Annotated in this window: 21 protein-coding genes; 12 read left to right on the plus strand and 9 right to left on the minus strand. The window is 58.2% G+C overall.

Features of this window, described 5'->3' with window-relative positions:
• Position 1 precedes the first annotated feature (1 nt).
• Positions 2-1,825, plus strand: coding sequence for a peptidoglycan -binding protein (locus PM04_RS13700; protein ID WP_038007853.1), 1,824 nt, complete (start codon positions 2-4; stop codon positions 1,823-1,825).
• A 96-nt stretch (positions 1,826-1,921) separates the two neighbouring features.
• On the opposite strand, the gene clpA is transcribed toward PM04_RS13700, so the two are convergent.
• Entirely contained in the window at positions 1,922-4,261 is a 2,340-nt protein-coding gene (clpA, locus tag PM04_RS13705; RefSeq protein ID WP_038007855.1) for an ATP-dependent Clp protease ATP-binding subunit ClpA, read from the minus strand.
• 198 nt (positions 4,262-4,459) lie between these two features.
• A complete protein-coding gene (gloB, locus tag PM04_RS13710; RefSeq protein ID WP_038007858.1) occupies positions 4,460-5,218 on the minus strand; it encodes a hydroxyacylglutathione hydrolase in 759 nt (252 codons plus the stop codon).
• 70 nt (positions 5,219-5,288) lie between these two features.
• On the opposite strand from gloB, the gene PM04_RS13715 reads away from it, so the two are divergent.
• From PM04_RS13715 to PM04_RS13740, 6 genes are all read left to right on the plus strand, one after another.
• Positions 5,289-6,041, plus strand: a complete 753-nt coding sequence (locus PM04_RS13715; protein ID WP_038007860.1) for a class I SAM-dependent methyltransferase — start codon at positions 5,289-5,291, stop codon at positions 6,039-6,041.
• Between the two features lie 323 nt (positions 6,042-6,364).
• Positions 6,365-6,925 carry a F0F1 ATP synthase subunit delta gene (locus PM04_RS13720; protein WP_038007861.1) on the plus strand — a complete coding sequence of 187 codons (561 nt, stop codon included), beginning with the start codon at positions 6,365-6,367 and terminating at the stop codon, positions 6,923-6,925.
• Positions 6,926-8,464 carry a F0F1 ATP synthase subunit alpha gene (gene atpA, locus PM04_RS13725; RefSeq protein ID WP_038007865.1) on the plus strand — a complete coding sequence of 513 codons (1,539 nt, stop codon included), beginning with the start codon at positions 6,926-6,928 and terminating at the stop codon, positions 8,462-8,464.
• An 11-nt stretch (positions 8,465-8,475) separates the two neighbouring features.
• The gene (locus PM04_RS13730; RefSeq protein ID WP_038007866.1) at positions 8,476-9,351 is read left to right on the plus strand and encodes a F0F1 ATP synthase subunit gamma; all 876 of its coding nucleotides are present in this window, start codon (positions 8,476-8,478) and stop codon (positions 9,349-9,351) included.
• Positions 9,352-9,368: 17 nt separating this feature from the next.
• Positions 9,369-10,793: a F0F1 ATP synthase subunit beta gene (atpD, locus tag PM04_RS13735; RefSeq protein WP_038007869.1), complete on the plus strand. Its 1,425-nt coding sequence runs from the start codon at positions 9,369-9,371 to the stop codon at positions 10,791-10,793.
• A 2-nt stretch (positions 10,794-10,795) separates the two neighbouring features.
• Complete coding sequence (locus PM04_RS13740; protein WP_038007872.1) at positions 10,796-11,176, plus strand: F0F1 ATP synthase subunit epsilon; 381 nt, start codon at positions 10,796-10,798, stop codon at positions 11,174-11,176.
• Positions 11,177-11,315: 139 nt separating this feature from the next.
• On the opposite strand, the gene PM04_RS13745 is transcribed toward PM04_RS13740, so the two are convergent.
• Positions 11,316-12,353 (minus strand): ribose-phosphate pyrophosphokinase, encoded by a 1,038-nt coding sequence (locus PM04_RS13745; protein WP_038007874.1) that lies wholly within the window; start codon positions 12,351-12,353, stop codon positions 11,316-11,318.
• Positions 12,354-12,462: 109 nt separating this feature from the next.
• On the opposite strand from PM04_RS13745, the gene PM04_RS13750 reads away from it, so the two are divergent.
• Both PM04_RS13750 and PM04_RS13755 read left to right on the plus strand, forming a co-directional pair.
• Positions 12,463-13,056 (plus strand): 2-hydroxychromene-2-carboxylate isomerase, encoded by a 594-nt coding sequence (locus PM04_RS13750; protein ID WP_038007875.1) that lies wholly within the window; start codon positions 12,463-12,465, stop codon positions 13,054-13,056.
• Positions 13,057-13,803 (plus strand): alpha/beta fold hydrolase, encoded by a 747-nt coding sequence (locus tag PM04_RS13755; RefSeq protein ID WP_052068322.1) that lies wholly within the window; start codon positions 13,057-13,059, stop codon positions 13,801-13,803.
• Here the strand turns inward: PM04_RS13755 and PM04_RS13760 are convergent.
• The 5 genes from PM04_RS13760 to PM04_RS13780 all read right to left on the minus strand — a co-directional run bounded on the left by PM04_RS13760 (position 13,755) and on the right by PM04_RS13780 (position 17,711).
• The gene (locus tag PM04_RS13760; RefSeq protein WP_052068321.1) at positions 13,755-14,819 is read right to left on the minus strand and encodes a low specificity L-threonine aldolase; all 1,065 of its coding nucleotides are present in this window, start codon (positions 14,817-14,819) and stop codon (positions 13,755-13,757) included. The genes PM04_RS13755 and PM04_RS13760 overlap by 49 nt on opposite strands.
• A gap of 5 nt (positions 14,820-14,824) precedes the next feature.
• Positions 14,825-15,295, minus strand: coding sequence for a YcgN family cysteine cluster protein (locus PM04_RS13765; protein ID WP_038007876.1), 471 nt, complete (start codon positions 15,293-15,295; stop codon positions 14,825-14,827).
• Positions 15,292-16,221 (minus strand): bifunctional riboflavin kinase/FAD synthetase, encoded by a 930-nt coding sequence (locus PM04_RS13770; protein ID WP_038007877.1) that lies wholly within the window; start codon positions 16,219-16,221, stop codon positions 15,292-15,294. The genes PM04_RS13765 and PM04_RS13770 overlap by 4 nt, the downstream gene beginning before the upstream one ends.
• A gap of 46 nt (positions 16,222-16,267) precedes the next feature.
• Positions 16,268-16,711, minus strand: a complete 444-nt coding sequence (locus PM04_RS13775) for a MaoC family dehydratase (protein WP_038007880.1) — start codon at positions 16,709-16,711, stop codon at positions 16,268-16,270.
• A gap of 124 nt (positions 16,712-16,835) precedes the next feature.
• Complete coding sequence (locus PM04_RS13780) at positions 16,836-17,711, minus strand: TIGR01459 family HAD-type hydrolase (RefSeq protein ID WP_038007884.1); 876 nt, start codon at positions 17,709-17,711, stop codon at positions 16,836-16,838.
• A gap of 130 nt (positions 17,712-17,841) precedes the next feature.
• Here PM04_RS13780 and PM04_RS13785 point away from each other — a divergent pair, with 130 nt between their 5' ends.
• The gene (locus tag PM04_RS13785; RefSeq protein WP_038007887.1) at positions 17,842-19,461 is read left to right on the plus strand and encodes a PAS domain-containing hybrid sensor histidine kinase/response regulator; all 1,620 of its coding nucleotides are present in this window, start codon (positions 17,842-17,844) and stop codon (positions 19,459-19,461) included.
• A 64-nt stretch (positions 19,462-19,525) separates the two neighbouring features.
• Here the strand turns inward: PM04_RS13785 and PM04_RS13790 are convergent, their stop codons facing one another.
• The gene (locus PM04_RS13790) at positions 19,526-20,446 is read right to left on the minus strand and encodes a manganese-dependent inorganic pyrophosphatase (RefSeq protein ID WP_038007889.1); all 921 of its coding nucleotides are present in this window, start codon (positions 20,444-20,446) and stop codon (positions 19,526-19,528) included.
• 128 nt (positions 20,447-20,574) lie between these two features.
• On the opposite strand from PM04_RS13790, the gene PM04_RS13795 reads away from it, so the two are divergent.
• Together PM04_RS13795 and PM04_RS13800 are read left to right on the plus strand one after the other, a co-directional pair.
• On the plus strand, positions 20,575-21,249 hold the full coding sequence (locus tag PM04_RS13795) for a DUF2161 domain-containing phosphodiesterase (RefSeq protein WP_038008042.1): 675 nt from the start codon (positions 20,575-20,577) through the stop codon (positions 21,247-21,249).
• A gap of 266 nt (positions 21,250-21,515) precedes the next feature.
• Complete coding sequence (locus PM04_RS13800; protein ID WP_038007891.1) at positions 21,516-21,815, plus strand: co-chaperone GroES; 300 nt, start codon at positions 21,516-21,518, stop codon at positions 21,813-21,815.
• The last annotated feature ends 51 nt before the right edge of the window (positions 21,816-21,866 follow it).

The raw sequence follows: 21,866 nt of genomic DNA on the forward strand, positions 1-21,866 counted from the left end.
CATGGCGTTTCACCGGCGCAACGGACAACGATTTACCGCCAACGTGTGGCCGGGTTTCGTGGACGCGATGACCGCACTTTTGTTGGTGCTGATGTTTGTTTTGTCGATCTTTATGATCGTGCAGTTCATTCTGTCGCAACGCATCGCGGATCAGGACACAGAATTGGATGCGCTAGGGACGCAAGTCGCCTCGCTCGCGCGGGCGCTGGGGTTGGAACAGAAGCGTGCGTTTGAGTTGGAAGAGCAGGCCAGCGAACTTGCAGTCACCCTTTCGGCGGCCAACGCGATGACGGCGGCACAGGCCGAGGCGATCTTAGTTTTGCAGGGCGAAGCACAGGAATTGTCGACGCAAATTGCGAGTTTTGAGGCGCAGGTTGCCGGGCTTTTGGCGGAGCGGGAACAGTTATCTGGCGCGTTGGAAACCTCAGAGGCTGAGGTGGCGCGCGTGATAGATGAGCGTGAGGCGTTGCAATTGGCGTTGGCGCAGGTTCGGTCCGAGGTGGATGCGCAGGCGGAAGCTGCCCGCTTGGACGCGGCTCGGCGTGAAGCATTAGAGGCATTGGTGGCCGATCTTCGGGCGGAAGCGAACACTAACGCCGCGAACCTTGCTGAAATTGAGGACGCCCTAAGCGATGAGGAAGCCGCACGCTTGGCGGAGGCGGCTGCCGCCGAGGCATTGCGGGCTCGACTACGGGATGCTGACGCGGAATTAACCGCTATGACCCTCGCGCTCGAAGAACAGCGCCAAGCGGCTGAAGAGACACTAACTTTGCTGGCTGCGTCAGAGGGAGCTCAAGAAGATTTATCGGCGCAACTGGCAGCTGCATTGTTGGATCAAGAGGCGCTGCGGGCGGAGGCTATTGATCAAGAAAATGATCTACGGGCGCAATTGGAGCGGGCATTAGATCGCTTTTCCGATGCTGAGCAATCGCAAGCGGACGCGGCGCAACAGGCGGCAGAGCTGCGTGCGCAATTGGCAGCTGCCCTAGCCGAAAAGCTGGCGACGGAGCAAACAAGCCGCCAGGTCTTGAGTGCGGCCGATGCGCAGGCGGTGTTGTTGGCGGAGGCCCAGCGTCGTTTGCTGGAGAGGGATGCCGCGCTGACTCAAACAGAGGCAGAGGCGTTGGAAGCTCAGCGGGAGGCGGCACTTTTGAACCAACAAGTCAGTGCTTTGCGAAGCCAGCTCGGCGCCCTTCAGTCGATATTGGATGAGGCGCGCGCGCGGGATGAGGCCGCGCAGGTTCAGCTAGAAAGCCTCGGGTCCGATTTGAACGCAGCGTTGGCACAGGTTGCTGCCGAACAGCGGCGCCGCGCCGATCTTGAAGAAGCGGAGCGGTTACGGCTCGAGGCGGAAGCGCAGGATTTGGAACGTTTTCGCTCTGAGTTTTTTGGGCAATTGCGGGATTTACTGGAGGGCCAGGACGGCGTTCAGATTGTGGGTGACCGGTTTGTTTTTTCGTCTGAGGTTCTTTTTGCGCCGGGGTCGGATTTATTGTCATCGGCTGGACGGGATGAGATCGCAAAGGTCGCGGAGCTATTGCAAGGGATTGCAGGCGATATTCCCGTAGGTATCGATTGGGTGTTGCAGGTGGATGGTCACACCGACAACGTGCCGCTTAGTGCTGGCGCGCCCTTCGCAAATAACTGGGAGCTGAGCCAAGCGCGGGCTCTGTCAGTTGTATTGTATATGGTAAACCAACTGGGCCTGCCGCCGGAGCGTTTGTCAGCTAATGGATTTGGTGAATACCAGCCCATTAATACCGCGGATACCGCATTGGCACGGGCGCAGAACCGTCGAATTGAATTGAAATTTACTGAGAAATAGCTGCGCGCGACGTGCCCGTTAGCGTGTTGGGCAAAAGAAAACCGCCGCACCTAGTATGGCGCGGCGGTATATCTTGGTAAATTCAACGAGCGGTTATCAATCTGCCGTCAGGAGTGGTGGCTTTTTCTTCGGCTTCAAGGACAGTGCACCAGGCTCAAAAGTCCGCAAATCCAGTTTACCATCCTTGACGCCCACTTGCACAACGCCGCCCTTGGCGAGTTTGCCAAACAGCAGTTCCTCAGCGAGCGGTTTTTTAATGTGCTCTTGAATGACACGACCCAGAGGACGTGCACCCATTTTGTCGTCATAGCCTTCTTCGGCGACCCACTCAGCTGCGGCACGTGTCAGTTCGATGCTGACGCCACGGTCCATCAGTTGTGCCTCTAGTTGAAGCACAAACTTTTCGACCACTTGCAGGATCACTTCGCGGCCGAGCGGCGCGAACGAAATCACAGCATCAAGGCGATTGCGGAACTCAGGCGTGAATGTCCGCTCAATCGCGGCTTGATCCTCACCTGTGCGGCGATCACGTCCAAAACCGATGGCCTCTTTGGCTTGTTCAGCCGCACCCGCGTTGGAGGTCATGATCAAGATCACGTTACGGAAATCAACGGTGCGCCCGTTGTGGTCCGTCAGTTTGCCGTGGTCCATCACCTGCAGAAGGATGTTGTAGACGTCAGGGTGCGCCTTCTCCATCTCATCGAGTAGGAGAACACAGTGTGGATGCTGGTCCACCCCGTCTGTCAGCATGCCGCCTTGGTCAAACCCGACATAGCCAGGAGGCGCGCCGATGAGCCGTGAAACCGCGTGCTTTTCCATGTACTCAGACATGTCAAAGCGCAGCATCTCAACGCCCAGCGTATCGGCAAGCTGCTTGGCAACTTCGGTTTTCCCGACGCCGGTTGGACCCGCGAAGAGATAGTTGCCAATGGGCTTTTCTGGTTCCCGCAGGCCTGCGCGGGCCAGCTTGATCGCGGAGGACAGGGCATCAATCGCAGGGTCTTGCCCAAACACGACCCGCTTGAGCGATGCCTCAAGGTCGCGCAGGACCTCTGCATCGTCTTTGGAGACGTTCTTGGGCGGGATGCGCGCAATTTTAGCGACAACAGCCTCGATCTCTTTGGCACCGATGGTCTTGCGTCGTTTGGTTGACGCTACAAGATGCTGAGCCGCACCCGCTTCATCGATCACATCAATGGCTTTATCGGGCAGCTTACGGTCATTGATGTAGCGCGCGGATAGCTCCACTGCGGTCTTGATCGCCTCAGAGGTATATTTGATCGCGTGGTGATCCTCGAAATACGGCTTCAAACCTTTGAGGATTTTCACCGCATCTTCGACGGAAGGCTCATTCACGTCAATTTTCTGGAACCGACGGCTGAGTGCGCGGTCCTTTTCAAAATGCTGACGGAATTCTTTGTAAGTTGTTGAGCCCATGCAACGTAGTTTGCCACCCTGAAGGGCGGGCTTCAGCAGGTTCGACGCGTCCATGGCACCGCCAGAGGTAGCGCCAGCGCCGATCACGGTGTGGATTTCGTCGATAAAGAGCACCGCGTCAGGGTGGTCCTCCATCTCGGTCATCACTGCCTTGAGGCGTTCCTCAAAGTCGCCGCGGTAACGGGTGCCAGCCAGCAGCGCCCCCATATCGAGCGAGTAGATCGTGGCACCCGACAGCACTTCGGGGGTCTGCCCCGAGATGATCTTGTAGGCCAAACCCTCGGCAATGGCGGTTTTGCCAACGCCGGGATCTCCGACCAAAAGAGGGTTATTCTTGCGGCGGCGGCAGAGCACTTGGATACACCGCTCAACCTCGCTGTCGCGACCGATAAGGGGATCGACGTCGCCCTTGGTAGCCTTTTTGTTCAGGTCCACGCAGTATTTCGCGAGGGCGGATTCTTTGTTTTCACCTGGGTTCGGTCCGTTATCCTGTGGCTCTACCGAGGCGTCATCTTCGAAGTCCGATCCCTGCACGGGGCGCGCTTCGCCAAAGTTGGGGTCTTTTGCCACGCCGTGCGCAATGAAGTTCACCGCATCGTAGCGGGTCATGTCCTGCTCTTGCAGGAAGTAGGCGGCGTTGGACTCGCGCTCTGCAAAGATCGCGACCAGTACGTTTGCGCCAGTGACTTCTGTCCGGCCGGAGGATTGCACGTGGATCGCCGCGCGCTGGATCACGCGCTGGAAGGCTGCGGTGGGCACAGCCTCTGATCCATCCACTTCGGTCACGAGGGTCGAAAGCTCATCTTCGATGAACTCTTCTAGCGTGACGCGAAGCGCATCCAGATCGACGCCGCAGGCCTTCATGACCTTTGTCGCGTCTGGCTCTTCCAGCAGGGCCAGAAGAAGGTGTTCTAGTGTGGCCAGTTCATGGCGGCGTGCGTTGGCTTGGGCCAATGCTGCGTGAATGGCTTGCTCGAGCGTATTTGAGAACGAAGGCACGGAGTGCTCCTTTCGTATGGGTCGGCGGGGCGGTGCGCGCCCCTCGCCGGACTTTGAGCCCTTAGTATTAAGTTTTGGTTGTCAGACCGCTCTCTTCAAGCATTTTCTGCTTATTTATTTATAAAACGTAGGAAATTTCCTGTGAGCGGATGAATACCTCGGGAAAGTTAAAAAAACGTGCAAACCGTGTTTGAGGCGTTAAAACGCGTCTTTTGATGCGCGAACGGCCGCAAATGTCGCCACATCGGTGCTATTGGGCAGGTTTACGCCCGCCTTTACGGCGTCAATGTGGCATCGCAGGAACGGGTTGGTGGCGCGCTCCTCACCCAAACGTGAGGGCACGGTAGGCTGATTGGCCGCGCGCGCTTGTGCGACAGATTGCAACCGTTGCGCGAGGGCCACGTTGTTCGGTTCGATTGTTTTGGCAAAGCGGCCATTGGCGGCGGTGTATTCGTGGCCCGAACATACCAATGTTTCGTCAGAGAGGCTGTCGAACTGTTTGAGGCTGGCGTGCATTTGCGCGGGAGTGCCTTCAAACAGACGCCCGCAGCCCAGTGCCATCAGGCTGTCACCCGTGAAGACGTAGCCGTCAAAGACAAACGCGAGGTGGTTGATCGTGTGCCCGGACACATCCCAAACTTGCGCGGCACTCTCACCAAAGAGAATCGTATCGCCGGGTGATACAGGGTCCGTCAGCGGCGGCAGGCGGTCTTGATCAGCGGCCGAGCCCCAAATGCGCACACCCTCAGCTCCAAGCGCAGGAAGGCCGCCGATGTGGTCATGGTGGTGGTGGGTGAAAAACACATCTGTCAGCGTCCAACCAGCATCCGTAAGCGCGGCTTGGATCGGGCCAGCCTCTGGCACATCCACCACGCCGACGCGCCCCGAGGCTTCATCTTTCATAAGAAATGCGTAATTGTCGCTCAGACAAGGGACGGTGATGACCTTTAGCGGCATGTGCTGGCTCACTTTTGTTATAACTGCCGCATGATTTAAGCGCTTTGGCTGCATTGCAAGGGAAAACGAAATGCATCTCGACGTGCTCGATCTGCGACACTTCTATTACAGGACCCGGCTGGGACGGGTGGCGCAAAAGGCGATCCGTGACCGCCTGCTGGGGCTGTGGCCGCGTGCGACGGGACAAACCGTGGCGGGGTTTGGATTCGCGGTTCCACTTTTGAGGCCCTATCTGGCCGACGCGCGGCGTGTGTTTGGCCTGATGCCGGGGCCGCAAGGCGTCATGCCTTGGCCTGCGGGCATGCAAAACGTGGCCGTTCTGTGCGAAGAAACCCTGTGGCCGGTGGAAACTGGGTCGGTTGATCGGCTCGTGTTGTTGCACGGGTTAGAGACATCTGAGCATCCCTCCGCCGTGCTGGCGGAATGTGACCGTGTGCTTGGCCCCGGTGGCAAGGCGATCTTTGTGGTGCCCAATCGCTCCGGCCTCTGGGCCCGCCGCGATGCGACGCCTTTTGGGTTTGGCCGTCCATATTCGCTGAGCCAGTTGGAAATGCAGGTCAAACAGGCGGGTTTCGTGCCTGAGCGTCATGTGTCCGCGTTGTTTGCGCCCCCTAGTGAGGCGAAGTTTTGGATGCGGACGTCCGATGTGGTGGAGCGTATGGGCGCGCGGATGCCGGATTTGCGCGCCGGTGGTGTCATCATGTTGGAGGTGTCCAAACAGGTCTACGCCCCTAAACGGCCCCGCTTGGCGGAGCGTGTCAGGCGGCCTTTGCGCGTGCTGGAGCCCGCGATGCCTGGCGTAAAGCCCGTCGGCCGCAATTAACCCCAAAGCCCACTGAGTGCAGGTGCCTGCCAAACGTACCGCAACGGGTGTCGACGCAACCTGTAGCGGAGCCCACCTGCTTTTGTGCCAGTTGGTCGCAAAAAAGCTAACGCAAAAGGTCGCACTTTACCATTTGGTTGAGAATCCTCTTTGACTGCGCGGTGGCGCCTCTGTAAGTCGCCTCAGAGCACGCCATTGCAGTTGCAGAAATGCTTTGCTAGAGCGTGCACGATTTTAAGTGGGAGCCGCATTGAACCGCAGCTTCTGATCGTGCCGAGCGGGTCGCTGATGTTCCGTTTGGCCTAGCTATCGAAAGGGTGGACGTGTCCGAACCAGCTTCGATCTCCATGGGCATCGCCAAGCGCTATGCCTCGGCTATCTTTGACCTCGCGATTGAGGGCAAATCCCTGCCAAAACTCGAATCCGACGTGAGCGCACTTGCGGGGGCCCTTGCGGACTCTGCTGATCTGCGCGACCTGATCTCGTCTCCCGTGTACACGCGGGACGAACAGGGTGCGGCCATCACGGCCGTTGCACAAAAAATGGGATTGACCTCGGTCATGGCTAACAGCCTCGCGCTGATGGCCTCCAAGCGTCGCCTCTTTGTGGTGCCGCAACTCATGGCCGCGCTGCGCGCCATGATCGCCGAGCACAAAGGCGAGACAACTGCCGAAGTCGCCTCTGCCAAGGCGCTGACCAAGGCACAACAAACAGAACTTGCCAAAACGCTGAAAGCGTCCATCGGCAAGGATGTGAACCTGAACTTGACCGTTGATGAAAGCCTCATCGGCGGTCTCGTTGTTAAAGTGGGCTCGCAGATGATCGATACATCGATCAAAGCGCGTCTGAACGCACTCCAAAACACCATGAAAGAGGTCGGATAAATGGGTATCCAAGCAGCCGAAATCTCTGCGATCCTCAAGGACCAGATCAAAAACTTTGGCCAGGAGGCCGAAGTGGCCGAAGTGGGCCGCGTGCTTTCCGTCGGTGACGGTATTGCCCGTGTGCATGGCCTTGATAACGTACAGGCCGGTGAGATGGTCGAATTCCCCGGTGGTATCCGTGGGATGGCGCTGAACCTCGAAACCGACAACGTCGGTGTCGTGATCTTCGGTTCCGACCGTGACATCAAAGAAGGCGACACTGTTAAGCGTACGAACTCCATCGTGGACGTTCCCGCTGGTGACGGCCTGCTGGGTCGCGTTGTTGATGGTCTGGGTAACCCCCTCGACGGCAAAGGTCCGATCGTGTCGACCGAGCGTCGTGTTGCTGACGTGAAAGCGCCCGGCATTATCCCACGTAAATCCGTGCACGAGCCGATGGCGACTGGCCTCAAGGCTATTGATGCGATGATCCCCGTTGGCCGTGGCCAGCGTGAGCTGATCATTGGTGACCGTCAGACCGGTAAAACGGCTGTGGCACTGGACGCGATCCTGAACCAGAAATCCTACAACGAAGCCGCTGGCGATGACGAGAGCAAGAAGCTCTACTGCATCTACGTGGCTGTGGGCCAAAAGCGCTCCACTGTTGCTCAGCTGGTGAAAAAGCTCGAAGAGTCCGGCGCGATTGAATACTCGATCGTTGTGGCTGCAACCGCATCCGACCCAGCGCCGATGCAGTTCCTCGCACCCTACGCAGCGACTGCCATGGCGGAATACTTCCGCGACAACGGCCGCCACGCGCTGATCATCTATGATGATCTCTCGAAGCAAGCTGTGTCCTACCGTCAGATGTCCCTTCTGCTCCGTCGTCCACCCGGGCGTGAAGCATACCCTGGTGACGTGTTCTACCTTCACTCCCGGCTTCTGGAGCGTTCGGCTAAACTGAACGAAGACTATGGCTCGGGCTCGCTGACAGCTCTGCCAGTCATCGAAACTCAGGGCGGCGACGTTTCGGCGTTTATTCCAACCAACGTGATTTCGATCACTGACGGTCAGATCTTCCTCGAAACCGAACTGTTCTACCAAGGTATCCGTCCCGCTGTGAACACCGGTCTGTCGGTGTCCCGCGTGGGTTCGTCGGCTCAAACCAAGGCGATGTCCTCGGTTGCGGGTCCGGTGAAACTGTCGCTGGCTCAGTACCGTGAGATGGCTGCATTCGCGCAGTTTGGTTCCGACCTTGACGCCGCAACCCAGCAGCTGCTGGCCCGTGGTGCCCGTCTGACCGAGCTGATGAAGCAGGCTCAGTACGCGCCATTGACCAACGCTGAGATCGTCTGCTCGATCTTTGCTGGCACAAACGGCTACCTCGACAAAATCGACGTCAGCGAAGTTGGCCGGTTTGAGCGTGAAATGCTGTCCTTCCTGCGCAACAAGCATCAGGACGTCCTCGATTGGATCACCAACGACGATCCTAAAATCAAGGGTGATGCAGCCGACCGCCTGAAGGGTGTTCTTGACGCCTTCGCCGCGACGTTCGCTTAAGGTAGAGCATCATGCCCAACCTTAAGGACCTCAAAAATCGGATCGAGAGTGTCAAAAGCACTCGGAAGATCACGAAAGCCATGCAAATGGTGGCCGCCGCAAAATTGCGGCGGGCACAGGATGCTGCTGAGGCCGCACGTCCCTACACTGACCGCTTCAACGCCGTAATGGCGGGGCTGGCGGCTGGTGTGAGTGGTTCAGACTCGGGTCCCAAGCTTCTGGTGGGCACTGGTTCCGACCAAGTGCAACTGCTGGTCGTCATGACCTCAGAGCGTGGATTGTGTGGTGGCTTCAACGGCAACATCGCCAAAATGGCCCGCGCCCGCGCCAACGAATTGTTGGCTGCTGGTAAAACGGTCAAGATTCTCACAGTCGGCAAAAAGGGTCGTGAGACCCTCAAGCGTGACTTTGGCAATCTGTACATTGGCCATGTGGACCTGTCGGAAGTGAAGCGCCTTGGATACGGCAACGCACAGGACATCGCACGCGGCATTCTTTCTCGTTTCGACGACGAAGAATTCGACGTGGCTACGATTTTCTACGCCCGTTTCCAGTCCGTCATCAGCCAAATTCCAACGGCGCAGCAGATTATCCCTGCCGCGTTTGAGGATGCCGGTGCGGGCGAAGACAACACGCTTTATGACTACGAGCCCAGCGAAGAAGCCATCTTGGCCGACCTGCTGCCCCGTGGCGTGGCGACACAAATCTTCGCGGCCTTGTTGGAAAACGCCGCCTCCGAGCAGGGTGCACGGATGTCCGCAATGGACAACGCGACCCGCAACGCAGGCGAAATGATCGACAAACTGACCATCCAATACAACCGGTCGCGTCAGGCTGTCATCACCAACGAGCTTATTGAAATCATCTCGGGCGCTGAAGCGCTCTAAATCTGGAGATACCCGATATGGCAAACCCTACCGGAAAAATCACCCAGGTCATCGGCGCCGTCGTCGATGTTCAGTTCGAAGGCGACCTGCCTGAGATTCTGAACGCCCTGAAAACCCAAAACCAAGGCAAAGACCTCGTTCTCGAAGTGGCCCAGCACCTTGGCGAAAACACAGTGCGCGCCATTGCTATGGACGCCACCGAAGGCCTCGTGCGTGGCCAAGCTGTTGAAAACACTGGCGGTCAGATTTCTGTACCCGTGGGTTCCGCAACACTGGGTCGCATCATGAACGTCACCGGCGACCCCGTTGACGAAAAAGGCCCCGTGAACGCAACTGCGACACGCGCCATTCACGGCGATGCACCTGAGTTTGACGAGCAGTCCACCGAGACTGAAATCCTCGTCACAGGCATCAAAGTGATCGACCTTTTGGCCCCCTACACCAAGGGTGGTAAAATTGGTCTGTTCGGCGGTGCCGGCGTTGGCAAAACCGTTCTGATCATGGAACTCATCAACAACATCGCAAAAGTGCACTCGGGCCTGTCCGTGTTCGCTGGTGTGGGTGAGCGGACCCGTGAAGGGAACGATCTGTACCACGAGATGATCGAATCCGGCGTTATCGTTCCCGATGATCTGGAAAAATCCAAGATCGCACTGGTCTACGGCCAGATGAACGAGCCTCCCGGTGCGCGTATGCGGATCGCTCTGTCCGGTCTGACACTGGCCGAGCAGTTCCGCGACGAATCCGGTTCGGACGTTCTGTTCTTCGTGGACAACATCTTCCGCTTCACACAGGCCGGTTCTGAGGTGTCCGCGCTTCTGGGTCGTATTCCTTCTGCTGTGGGCTACCAGCCGACACTGGCAACCGACATGGGCGCAATGCAGGAGCGTATTGCGTCCACGAAGTCCGGTTCGATCACGTCCGTGCAAGCCGTTTACGTGCCTGCGGATGACCTTACCGACCCTGCACCTGCAACATCGTTTGCGCACCTTGACGCGACGACCGTTCTGGATCGTTCGATCTCGGAAAAAGGCATCTACCCGGCTGTGGACCCACTCGGTTCCACATCGCGTCTGCTCGATCCGCTGATCATCGGTGATGAGCACTACAAAGTCGCCACAGACGTCCAGCAGGTGCTTCAGCGTTACAAGTCGCTGCAAGACATCATCGCCATTCTCGGCATGGACGAACTGTCCGAAGAGGACAAACTGGCCGTGGCACGTGCACGTAAACTGGAACGCTTCCTGTCCCAGCCGTTCGACGTTGCGAAGGTCTTCACCGGCTCCGACGGTGTGCAGGTTCCTCTTGAGGACACCATTGCATCGTTCAAAGCGGTTGTTGCCGGTGAGTACGATCACCTCCCCGAGAGCGCCTTCTACATGGTCGGCGGCATCGAGGAAGTGAAAGCGAAAGCTGAAAAACTGGCAGCGGAGGCAGCCTGATCATGGCCGCTTCGCTCCAATTTGATCTCGTTTCGCCGGAACGGAAGCTTGCTTCCGTCGAGGCGACCGAGGTCCAGATCCCAGGCGCGGACGGGGACATGACGGCTATGGCTGATCATGCTGCCACGATCACAACGCTGCGCCCCGGTATCTTGCGGGTCATCACGGCCTCTGGCGCGGATGAGTACCTCGTGACTGGTGGTTTCGCGGAGATCACAGCGACTGCCACGTCTGTGCTGGCCGAACAGGCCATGCCTGTGAGCGAAGTCACGGGCGCGATCATGGATACCCTGATCGCCGACGCTGAGGCTGCTGGTGCTTCGGATGAGGCTGCCAAGGTGGTCTCTGACATGCAGGCAGTACGGGCGGCTCTGAACGTCTAAGCAAGCTACCTTAGCTAAGATTTAAAAACCCCCGCTCTTGTGAGTGGGGGTTTTTCTTTGGGCAGATGTCGGCATAAAAAAGCCCCGCATCCCATGTGGAATGCGGGGCCGTCTTACTCTTGGAACATGTCAGCTGCGATTATTCCGCCGCGAGGCCGGTCATCCCACGGGGGTAAAGCGGCTCATAGATCGGCTCTAGCGTCGCGGTATCAAATAGCGATGATACCGATGTGCCGTTCCAAATGTTCAGGATCGCTTGGGCGAACATTGGCGCGGTGGGCACGATGCGGATATTGGGGCAGGCTTTGACAGCATCAGTGGCTTGGATCGAATCCGTGATAACCAGCGACTTCATCACCGAGTTTGTGATCCGTTCAACCGCAGGGCCGGACAGGACACCGTGGGTGATGTAGCTGTGTACCTCGGTGGCACCCGCTTCGATCAGGACCTCAGCGGCTTTGCACAGGGTGCCCGCCGTGTCACAGATGTCATCCACGATGATACATTTCTTGCCGCGAACGTCGCCGATAACGGTCATCTCAGCAATTTCACCGGGCTTTTCGCGGCGTTTGTCGACGATCGACAAAGGTGCCTTGATCCGTGTTGCCAATTCACGCGCACGGGCCACGCCGCCTACATCGGGGGACACAACCATCACGTCTGCCATGTTGCCCGCAAAGTGGTGCATGATATCCAGCGCGAAGATCGGCGAGGCGTAGAGGTTATCAACTGGAATATCGAAGAAGCCTTGGATTTGGGCTGCGTGCAGGTCCATGGTCAATACCCGCTCGATCCCGGATTGGGAGATCAGGTTCGATACAAGTTTGGCCGAAATTGGTGTCCGGGCCTTGGTACGGCGATCCTGACGGGCGTAGCCAAAGTAGGGGATGACTGCCGTTGCGCGCCGGGCCGAGGACCGTTTCATCGCGTCGGCAATGATCAACAACTCCATCAGGTTGTCGTTGGCCGGGTTCGAGGTGGGCTGGATAATGAACATATCCTCGCCGCGCACGTTCTCATAAACCTCGACGAAAATCTCACCGTCGTTGAACCGCTCAACCCGTGCATCCACAAGACCAACAGTCATTCCGCGGTGCATCGACATGCGCTTGGCGATAGATGCGGCCAATTCGGGGTTAGCGTTTCCAGAGATGAGTTTGGGGTCTTGTGCGGGCATGGCAGGGCCTTTCGAGGAGGCGCGGTCTATTAGCGACTCGCGCCCGGATGACGTTGACACCGCCTAGCACGGGCCTAGTGTTCGGGCAAACCAAAGCAGGGAGGCCAGCATGGCCCATATCGACTACTTCTTTTCTACGCTTTCGCCTTACACCTACCTGACAGGCACGCGCCTAGAAGATGTGGCTGCAAAGCACGGTGCCACGATTACCTATAAGCCACTTGATACCATGACACTTTTCACCCGGACGGGTGGGCAAGCGCCCAAAGATCGTCACCCCGCGCGGCAAGCCTACCGCTTGGTTGAGATGCGCCGTCAGGCCGCGCAACAAGATATGGCAATTAATCTTAAACCTGCGCATTGGCCCACGAACCCTGCGCCCTCAAGCTACGCGATCATTGCCGCGCAGAAAGTGGGCGGTGGTGATCTGGGCGCACTGGTGCAGGGTATCTTGCGCTCGGTCTGGGCCGATCAAAAGGACGTCGCAGACGATGAGGTCGTGGCAGATGCGCTAGAGGCTGCGGGTTTTGACCGCGGCTTGGTCAACGCGGGCCTCTTGGAAGGGGCGGAGGAATATGCCGCCAACCTGGAAGAAGCCGTGCGCCGTGACGTGTTTGGTGTGCCGTTTTTCATCGTCGGGGATGAGCCGTTTTGGGGCCAAGATCGGATTTCCGATCTGGACCACTATCTCGGAACGCTCTGAATGACGCGGCCACTGTTGGCGCTACATGCGATGTTCATGCATGGCGCTGCAATGGCGCCATTGGCTGAGGCCCTCGGGCGCGAAATTATTGCGCCCGGGCTGCCCGGTCACCGGAGGGGTCCTCCGTGGGTTGAGGGGCGTGATTACATGGAGCAAGCGGTGGATGCCGCCTTGGCGGCCATGCCGGACGAACCCATTGATGTGTTCGGTCATAGCCTTGGTGCAACGGTGGCGTTGCATGTTGCCGTTGCGCGGCCCGAACAGGTTCGCAGCCTCACCATATTTGAACCCGCCCTATTTTCGGCGGCAAGCGGTGCAGCGCTAAATGACTACCTCATGGCAATGAAGGTCGTGAGCGATGCACTCGAAACGGGGCGCGAAGGTACGGCCGCAGCCGAGTTTCATGCGCATTGGGGCACCGGTGCCGCGTGGGAGGATTTGCCTACCAACCTGCGCAAGACCATCCTTCGACTGATCCCATTGGTCCCAGCAACTGAGCCCTCTGTCGTACATGACAAACACGGGTTGTTGCCGCAGTTGCGGACTTGCCCGGTGCCTGTGCTGGTTCTTCAGCAAAAGGCGCATCAACAACTGCCCGTCATGGCGTCGATTTGTGAAGGCTTGCGCAGTCTTTTACCGCACGTCACAGTTCGGTCCGTCGCGGGTGAGGGGCGCCATATGTTGCCCGTCACGGCGCCTCAGGCAGTGGCGGCGGAGGTCGCAGCGTTCTGGGCGGACTTGCCCTGAAGCAGGGCCAACAGGGCATCCACCTCGTCCTCAGTTTTGGACCAGTCGCAAACAAACCGTGCAAGGACCCCGTCACCGTTTTCACCCGACAAAGAGTATTGCGCTCCACCCGCAAAAGCGTGCTCGTGGGCTTGTTGCGGTAGCCGTGCAAAGATCATGTTGCCTGCGGGTTCAGCCTCAAGCTGCGCGCCGACCTCCCGAAGGCCTTTGGCCAGTCGTTGGCCCGCTGCATTCGCCTGTGCCGCCAACTGAAGCCATAGATCATCGTGCAAATAGGCCTGCATCTGTGCCGCAAGGAAGCGGTTCTTGGACCACAGATGCCCCGCACGTTTGCGCCGGAACTGCGCCTGTTGCGCCATTTCGGGGTCTCGGATCACAATGCCCTCAACGCCCATACAGCCGTTCTTGGTGCCCCCAAACGAGATCATATCGAACCCTTGCGCCATATCGGCGGCGGAGCAGCCAAGGGCCGCGCAAGCATTGGCGAAACGTGCGCCATCAAGGTGCGTATACAGCCCGTATTCGCGGGCAATGCCGGTCAGTGTGCGCAGTTCATCCAAGGTGTAGATCGTGCCCAATTCAGTAAGGTTCGTCAGCGAAAGCGCGCCTCTCTGCACCGAATGCAGGTCAGTCCCCACGCGCTCAATCGCGGCACGCAGGGCTTCTGCGCAGATTTTGCCGTCGGGTCCGTCGACGAGGGTCAGCTTCGCGCCGCCCGAATAGAACTCAGGCGCGCCGCATTCGTCCAACTCAATGTGAGAGGTACGGTGACAAAAGACGGTTTCATAGGGCTGCACGAGTGTCGCCAGCGCCAGCGCATTTGCCGCGGTGCCCACGGTGACCAACAGCGTGGTCGCTTCGGGCATGTCAAAGGTGCGTCGAATGCCTTGGGTGACTTCGTCCATCGAGGGGTCGTTGCCATAGGGCATGGCCGCGCCGGTGTTGGCCGCAAGCATCGCTTCCATGATCTTTGGGGCGACAGGACCCGTGTTGTCAGAGGCGAAGTTGAGGTTCATGGCGGCTACTCGTCTTGCTGGGGCGGTGCGTCGTGGCCCAAGGGTTCATCGATCAGGTGATCTTCCCAATCTTCTTCTTCGACTTCAAATTCCGGGATTGTCCATCCGCGCACGGATACGCCTGCGCGGTGCACGCTGTCGGGATCACCTGTCAAAAGCGGGTGCCATTCGGGCAGAGGTTTACCCTCATGCAGCAGCCGATAGGCGCAGGTTTGCGGCATGAAATAGGCAACATCAGGTAGCGTTTTCGGCGTCAGCACCACGCATTCGGGTACGAATTGTTTGCGGATCGGGTACTGGGCGCATTGGCAGGTTGCGTCATCCAATAGCCGACAAGCGATCCGGGTGAATGCAACCTCGCCGGTGTCTTCGTCCTCTAGCTTGTTGAGGCAGCATTTGCCGCAGCCGTCGCACAGCGACTCCCATTCTTCTTGCGAGAGTTTGTTGAGGGGGCGTTCCCAGAACTGCACGGCTATAGGTCCCGCAGGATGGCGCGCGCCTGTTGGCAGTCGGCATCCATTTGGGCAATCAGGGAATCAATGCCGTCGAATGACTGCTCGGGGCGGAGGAAATCGACCAAGCCGACCGACAGCGGTGTGCCGTAAAGATCGCCTTTGAAGTCGAACAAAAAGGTCTCGAGGTTGGGAACCGAGCCGTTGAACATCGGGCGCACACCAAGCGAAGCAGCACCATGGTAGCTGCCGGCATGGGGGCCCTCTAGCACATCGACCAGGACAGCATAGGTGCCCAGTTTCGGCAGATGCAGACCGTCGAGGTTCATGTTCGCGGTGGGGAAACCCAACTCACGCCCGCGCTTTTCGCCGTGCACAACGGGACCGTCAACACGGTGCCAGTGGCCCAACATCGCGGCCGCTGCACGGGGATTACCGTCGCTGAGGGCTTTGCGGATATTGGTTGAGGATACGGCCGCGCCGGTATCGCCCTGCAAGATATCGGCCACGACGACCTCAAAGCCGAACTCAGCGCCGAAATCCTTGAGTGTTGCCACATCGCCCGCGCGCCCTTTGCCAAAGCAAAAGTCCGCACCGACCACGACACGGGAAAGGCCAAGACCATCCGCGAGGACCGATTGGGCAAATTCATGCGCGGTCAGACCGGATAGATCGGTGTTGAAGCTCAGCTCAAACAGCGTCTCAACACCCAGTTTCGCAAGCCGATTGGCCCGCGCGGTCGCCGACATCAGCCGAAAGGGCGGGGCGTCGGGGAAAAAGACTTCACGTGGGTGAGGTTCGAACGTCAAAACACCCAAAGGGCCGGGGCCTTGGCGGGCCAAATCCAGCACCTTTTGATGGCCGAGGTGCACCCCATCAAAATTGCCAATAGCCACCGAAGCGCCTCGGTGACTGGCATCTATGTTTTGATATTCCCGGAGTATATCCATGAGCGTGACCTAGCCGCGTGAGCCGGGTCATGCAAGCCGTGTAGGATCAGTCGAATTTGCGCGACGGTGCCAGAACGATTGCCTCACCCTTGAGGACCTTCTTGCCGTCGATCTCGCAATGGGTGTCCATCGTTACGCGACGCTTGCCCAAATCCATGTCCGTGACGGTTACAACCGCGTTCACCATGTCGCCGGGGCGCACGGGGGCAAGGAACTTGAGGCTTTGACCCAAGTAGACAGTTCCGTGGCCGGGCAATTGTTCGCCAATAACGGCCGAGATCAGGCCAGCCGTCAGCATGCCGTGGGCGATCCGACCCTCAAAAATCGTGTCGCGTGCATAGTCATCATCAAGGTGCACAGGGTTGTGATCGGTCGAGACCTCGGCAAACAGCTCAATGTCGCGATCGGTGATCACTTTGCGCAAAGAGCGTGACATACCGATTTCGATATCTTCGATACAGATCGTTCCGCGGGGCATGTTGTCGAGCATGGGGTCTCTCCTTCTTCATGGTCGTCCTAGACTATTTCAGGCCATGCTGCAATGCAGAAAGCAATAATGCGACAATTTTTGCGCATTAACGGTAATTTAATTACGGGTGGCGTGTCGCGTTGGCTTAACGGAGCATTCCGATTGTATAGCGTGGCTCGCTTTGGTGATCCGTCAGATACGCGGCCAGCTTGGATGCCTCTGGGTCGCCGGTAGTGCCGGTGCCCGTTTCGCGCGCCGCAAGCCCGCCGCTGATGAACAACACATCAAGGTCTTCACCAAGGGCGCCAGAGACGTCTGTGCCGATTCCATCGCCGATGGCGAGGATTTCGCTGTCTGCTACGTCATCAATTTGCGCCAGCCGCCGCCGCGCCAGATCATAGATTGGGGGGTGGGGTTTGCCGAAATACAGGCTTTCACCGCCCATTTCCGTGTACAATTGCGCCAACGCACCTGCGCACCATTCGCGGACCTCACCACGGTCGACGATGATGTCAGGGTTTGCGCAGAGCAGTTTCAGCCCTCTGGTTTTTGCGGCCAAAAACGCGGGTCGGTTTGCGGCCGGATCCGCTAGCGAATCGAAGGGGCCGGTGCAAACGATGCCCTCGGCCTCATCAAGGCTGACGCGTTCAATCTCAACCGGCTCATCCAGCAGCGCGAGCGGTTCGAAAAACCCACCCTCATCGGGCAGGCCAATGTGATAAACCTTGCGACCCACGACCCCTTGGAACATCGCAGCGCGAGCACTGTCGCCTGAGGTGGCGATGGTGTCATAGGCATCAACGGGCACGCCGATCTGCGCCAGCTGAGTGGCAACACTGGCGCGAGGGCGCGGCGAATTGGTGACCAAAACCACGATGCCACCGGCGCGGCGGTAGGCCTGCAATGCCGCGACTGCCTCGGGGAAGGGGACGACACCGTCGTGCACACAGCCCCACAGATCCACAAACATCGCCTTGTAGCGTTTCGAAATGTCAGAAAGTGCTGAGATAATCTGGGTCATGGGGAGCCTGTGTTTGCTGGGATTTTCTCACATGACGCGAGTTACACATGGGTAAAGATAATTTCCCGCATTAACGCAATGGTAACTTGCTCAGGGGGAGGACGTTTCCATGGATTAGGGGACAATTGCGATGCACTATCTTCAACACGAACTGTACGAGCGGCTTGGCGCAGGGGGCGATATCCTCGATTTCCTGATGGAGGCCGGGGGGGATGGGATATCGTACCGAGACGTTAAAAGCCCCAATGAGGGCTGGATGTCGCGCGGGTTTTGGCGGGCCCTCGGCTATGATCCAGATGCTGAGCCCTGCAAGGGGTTTTGGCAGGATGTTGTTCACCCAGATGATTTGGAAAAAGTGAACACAGACTTTCAGGCTCACGCAACGGACCCGGTGCAGCCCCATGAGCAAGTCGTGCGATATAAGCACGGGGAGACCGGCAAGTGGGTATGGGTGCGGTGTCGTGCGATTGCGCTGCGTGACGAGAGCGGCACACCGGTCCGAATGTTGGGTGTGCATTCGGATGTGACCGCCTTGCATGAGGCAGAAGGCGTGCTGCGTGGCACGGTCGAGGAATTGATGGATGCCCGCACTGATCTAGAGGCAGCAGTTCAAGCCAAAATCGCGTTCCTCGAACAGATAAGCCACGAGATTCGGACCCCGATGAACGGCATTTTGGGCATGGCCCAGGCTTTGGTAATGCAGGACCTGCCGATTGAAGCAACAAGCCAAGTGGCCGTGATCAATCGCTCTGCCACGGCGTTGTTGACGTTGCTAAACGACTTACTCGACATGGCGCAGATAGAGGCCGGAACCACCGCAATCGAAATGGCGCCGGTGGCTCCCTTTGACTTGGTGCGTGACGCGGCAATTCTGTTTGAATGTATGGCGCGGGATAAGGGGCTGGATATTGTCACCTTGCGTGATCAAACGCTGCCTCCTCAGGTGTTGGCGTCGGGGCGGACCATTCGGCAGGTGATCGGCAATCTCGTCAGTAATGCCGTTAAATATGCTGGCCAAGGCACCATAGAGGTTCGTGCTCACTTACGGGAGGGGGCCACGCCGGGGGCCCATACTTTGCTTGTGTCGGTCGTGGATACCGGGCCGGGCATTCCCGATGTGCAAAAAGACGCGGTGTTTGACCGGTTCGCGCAGGGTGACGTTGTACCAGGGCAGGGCGAAGGTGGCCCGGGGCTTGGCCTACCGATCGCGCGGCAGCTGTGTCAGTTGCATGGCGGTGATCTAACGCTCAGCGATACCCCGGGCGGCGGGGCGACATTCAATGCGACATTCGTCGTGCAAAGTCCAAACCAAGCGCCCCAAGAGGTGCCGCAAAATTATGCGCCTCAACAGGGCAAGGATCCGCTTCAGATTTTGGTCGTCGAAGACAATGAGATGAACCAGATGGTCCTTAAGGCCCTTCTAGGCCACATGAACGCAGAGCTGGTTTTCGCCAACAACGGGTTGGAGGGGCTGAATCTGGTACAGAAACAGACCTTTGATGCGGGCTTCATCGATATCAGAATGCCTGTTATGTCCGGCACGGAATTCGCCCAAGAGTGGCGCGCGCTTGAACAAGAGAATGCGGTTGGCCGCTTGCCGCTGATTGCGTGCAGCGCGCATGTGCTGAAACACCAGGTCGAAACATACGTTGAGGCTGGTTTTGACCGACATCTGCCCAAACCCGTTACGCTGGATGGGCTGCGTGATTGCATCAATTGGGTGCGGTCGGTGCGCGGGGCCTATGCCTAGACGCGGCACCTTGGGATATCCATTGCCGGGGCGCGGTGCCCGGCAATGGAACCTGTATCAGATCTTAAACAGCGAGGTTCGGGATGATCTGCTTTTTGCGGCTCATGATGCCGGGTAGGACAACCGCGTCACCCTCAACCGTCGCGCCAAAGCTTTTCTCGGCCACGGATTTGGTCAAGTCGTTGGGGATCAGCATCGTGGCCTGCTCGTTCAGGATATCAACCACGAAAAGCAGGACCTGATCGACACCGTCCTCAGCCGCAACACTGGTCATCGTCTCCATGATGGAGGCTTTGCGGTCGAGCACGACGTCAGGGGCTGTTGTTTCTAGGACGGATACGCGGAACTTTGTGCCCGCGACTTCGTATTCCTTGCTGTCCATGCGCAATAATTCGGCGTCCGAAAACGCAGAGACGTCGGATTTGGCAGCAAACATCGCGGCGGCGTATTCAGCGATGTCTACGCCCAGATCCTCGGCCAATGCATAGGCAATGGCTTTGTCTTCTTGTGTTGTCGTGGGGGAGCGGAATTCAAGCGTGTCGGACAGGATGCATGTCAGCATCGCGCCTTTGATCGCCTTGGGCGCCTGCGCCAGATCATCGCCGATCATTTTCCACATGATGGTCGCGGTGCAGGCCAGCGGCTCGATCCGGATGTCGATCGGGCCTTTGGTTTCCAGCCCGCCCACCAGTTTGTGGTGGTCGATGATCGCGCGTACGTCTGCGCCGTTTATGTTGGCGGGCAGCTCGGCGGGGTTGTTGGTGTCCACGATCACACAGGGCTGATCGTCGGCAACGTCTGCGATGATCTCTGGTTTGTCCAATTTCCAGTGGTCGAGCATAAACAAGGCTTCGGTGTTCGGCTCGCCCAACAGGACGGGCTTGGCGTCTACGCCTTTGATCTGGTTCAGGTACCATGCCCAGATAATGGGCGATCCGGTGGAGTCAGTGTCAGGTGCTTTGTGGCCGAAGACGAGCGTTGTCATAGGTTCTGTCCATTGCAAAAATGAGGTTGGCGCGGGGGTATCAGGGCGCGCGTGACTTGTCACGAAGCCAAGGCGTCGCGGGCACGGGGCGGCTTGACACTTTGTCCAAGCTGCGCGGTAACTCGGCCATGGCACCAATCCGCGAAACCGAGCTTTATGCGCCCGTCAAAACCTTTCTAGAAGGGCAGGGTTATGTCGTGAAGGCCGAGGTTGGCGCGGCGGATGTGGTCGCGGTGCGAGGCGCGGAGCCGCCTGTTGTGGTTGAACTGAAAGCCGCGTTTTCATTGTCGCTATTTCATCAGGGGATCGCGCGGCTGGGCATCACGGATACCGTATATGTCGCTGTGCCGCGCGGGCAGGGTAAGCGGTGGCAGACCAGCCTTAAGTCCAACATCAGCTTGGCGCGACGGCTGGGGCTGGGGGTTGTCACGGTTCGGCTATCCGATGGGTTGGTGCAGGTGCATTGCGATCCGGGGCCCTACGCCCCGCGCAAAAGCGTCAAACGGCAAGCTCGGCTGCTGAAGGAATTTGCGCGTTTAGAAGGTGACCCTAACACGGGCGGCGCGACACGGCATGGTTTGGTGACGGGGTACCGATCAGACGCGTTGAAATGTGCTGCTTATCTGGCTGAAGCGGGCGCGGAAAAGGGGGCTTTGGTCGCCAAGGCCACCGGCGTGGCGCAAGCAACAACGATTATGCGCGACAACCACTATGGCTGGTTCGATAAGATCGAAAAGGGCGTCTATGGCCTGTCTGCCGCGGGGCAGGCGGGGCTCAAAGATTGGGGTGACGTTCTGGGTTAGGCCGCAGGCTTAAATCGATTCCGTTCCCGATTTGGTGTCCTTTATTTATCGCATAAACAGGGTGTCGGGCTGAGTGCGAATCCTGTACACACACGCCTCAGAGGACTTTCAGCGCGACCTACGCCCATATACGCCCCCGTTTTGGTGAAAATTCTCTCTCCCCCAACTGTTGACAGCTTGCCGCAGCCTGCTTACCTACCTGCCGTTAGCACTCACACCGAGCGAGTGCTAAGACCTCGTAACTGAGAACATAGGAGTGTTCTGTAATGGCATTGAAACCGCTTCATGACCGCGTGCTGGTCCGTCGTACCGAAAGCGACGAGAAAACCGCTGGCGGCCTGATCATCCCCGAGACTGCCAAAGAGAAGCCCGCAGAAGGCATCATCGTGGCCTGCGGCGAAGGCGCCCGCAAGGACAGCGGCGAGCTGATCGACATGGCTGTTTCGGCTGGCGACAAAGTGCTGTTCGGCAAATGGTCCGGCACCGAAGTCACCGTTGATGGCGAAGAGCTGCTGATGATGAAAGAATCCGACATTCTCGGCATCATCACAGACGACGCTGCATAAGCGCTTCTGATCGTCCGATCTTAAATAAGTCCAAATTTACTGGAGATTGAA

Origin of the sequence: Thalassobacter sp. 16PALIMAR09 (assembly GCF_000765485.1) — a bacterium.
GTDB classification, from domain to species: Bacteria; Pseudomonadota; Alphaproteobacteria; order Rhodobacterales; family Rhodobacteraceae; genus Thalassobacter; species Thalassobacter stenotrophicus.

Coding starts and splice junctions, on each gene's coding strand:
- PM04_RS13790 (WP_038007889.1), bottom strand. CDS start 20,446: ATGACAACGCTCGTCTTCGGCCACAAAGCACCTGACACTGACTCCACC.
- PM04_RS13740 (WP_038007872.1), top strand. CDS start 10,796: ATGGCCGCTTCGCTCCAATTTGATCTCGTTTCGCCGGAACGGAAGCTT.
- PM04_RS13715 (WP_038007860.1), top strand. CDS start 5,289: ATGCATCTCGACGTGCTCGATCTGCGACACTTCTATTACAGGACCCGG.
- PM04_RS13775 (WP_038007880.1), bottom strand. CDS start 16,711: ATGCTCGACAACATGCCCCGCGGAACGATCTGTATCGAAGATATCGAA.
- PM04_RS13760 (WP_052068321.1), bottom strand. CDS start 14,819: ATGAACCTCAACTTCGCCTCTGACAACACGGGTCCTGTCGCCCCAAAG.
- PM04_RS13750 (WP_038007875.1), top strand. CDS start 12,463: ATGGCCCATATCGACTACTTCTTTTCTACGCTTTCGCCTTACACCTAC.
- PM04_RS13800 (WP_038007891.1), top strand. CDS start 21,516: ATGGCATTGAAACCGCTTCATGACCGCGTGCTGGTCCGTCGTACCGAA.
- PM04_RS13755 (WP_052068322.1), top strand. CDS start 13,057: ATGACGCGGCCACTGTTGGCGCTACATGCGATGTTCATGCATGGCGCT.
- atpA (WP_038007865.1), top strand. CDS start 6,926: ATGGGTATCCAAGCAGCCGAAATCTCTGCGATCCTCAAGGACCAGATC.
- gloB (WP_038007858.1), bottom strand. CDS start 5,218: ATGCCGCTAAAGGTCATCACCGTCCCTTGTCTGAGCGACAATTACGCA.
- PM04_RS13785 (WP_038007887.1), top strand. CDS start 17,842: ATGCACTATCTTCAACACGAACTGTACGAGCGGCTTGGCGCAGGGGGC.
- PM04_RS13780 (WP_038007884.1), bottom strand. CDS start 17,711: ATGACCCAGATTATCTCAGCACTTTCTGACATTTCGAAACGCTACAAG.
- PM04_RS13730 (WP_038007866.1), top strand. CDS start 8,476: ATGCCCAACCTTAAGGACCTCAAAAATCGGATCGAGAGTGTCAAAAGC.
- PM04_RS13770 (WP_038007877.1), bottom strand. CDS start 16,221: ATGGATATACTCCGGGAATATCAAAACATAGATGCCAGTCACCGAGGC.
- PM04_RS13795 (WP_038008042.1), top strand. CDS start 20,575: ATGGCACCAATCCGCGAAACCGAGCTTTATGCGCCCGTCAAAACCTTT.
- atpD (WP_038007869.1), top strand. CDS start 9,369: ATGGCAAACCCTACCGGAAAAATCACCCAGGTCATCGGCGCCGTCGTC.
- PM04_RS13745 (WP_038007874.1), bottom strand. CDS start 12,353: ATGCCCGCACAAGACCCCAAACTCATCTCTGGAAACGCTAACCCCGAA.
- PM04_RS13700 (WP_038007853.1), top strand. CDS start 2: ATGGCGTTTCACCGGCGCAACGGACAACGATTTACCGCCAACGTGTGG.